The following is a 496-nucleotide window of genomic DNA, read 5'->3' on the forward strand; positions in this document are numbered from 1 at the left end:
GCCACTCGCTGCTGGCGGTGAAGCTGCTGGAGCGGCTGCGGCGTCTCGGCCTGGGCGCGGCGATCCGGGACCTGTTCGAACATCCCCGGCTGGCCGATTTCGCGACGAAGCTGGGACGCAGCCGCGAGGTGGTGGTTCCCGCCAACGGGATCACACGAGAGAGCCGTACGATCACACCGGCAATGGTACCGCTGGCGGAGCTCAGTCAGGCGGAGATCGACCGGGTTGTGGACACGGTGCCGGGCGGTGTCGCCAACGTCCAGGTCATCTATGCGTTGTCGCCGCTGCCGGACGGCATTCTGTTCCACCATCTGCTGGCGCAGAAGGGCGATCCTTATCTGATCCGCGGCCAGATGGCCTTTGCCGATCGGGCTCAACTGGACCGCTATCTGTCGGCGGTGCAGCGCGTGGTCGATCGCCACGCCATCCTGCGCACCGCCTTTGTCTGGGAGGGCCTGCCAGCCCCGGTGCAGGGGGTGGGGCGCACCGGGCCGCT

General features: G+C 68.1%; 1 protein-coding gene. It reads left to right on the top strand.

The window, feature by feature from the left end:
- Nucleotides 1-496, top strand: a 496-nt coding sequence (locus tag KVT37_RS31840; RefSeq protein ID WP_217578969.1) for a hypothetical protein, incomplete at both ends; no start/stop codon positions are given.

Origin of the sequence: Mesorhizobium sp. GbtcB19, assembly GCF_019091085.1 — a bacterium.
Lineage (GTDB): Bacteria > Pseudomonadota > Alphaproteobacteria > Rhizobiales > Rhizobiaceae > Mesorhizobium.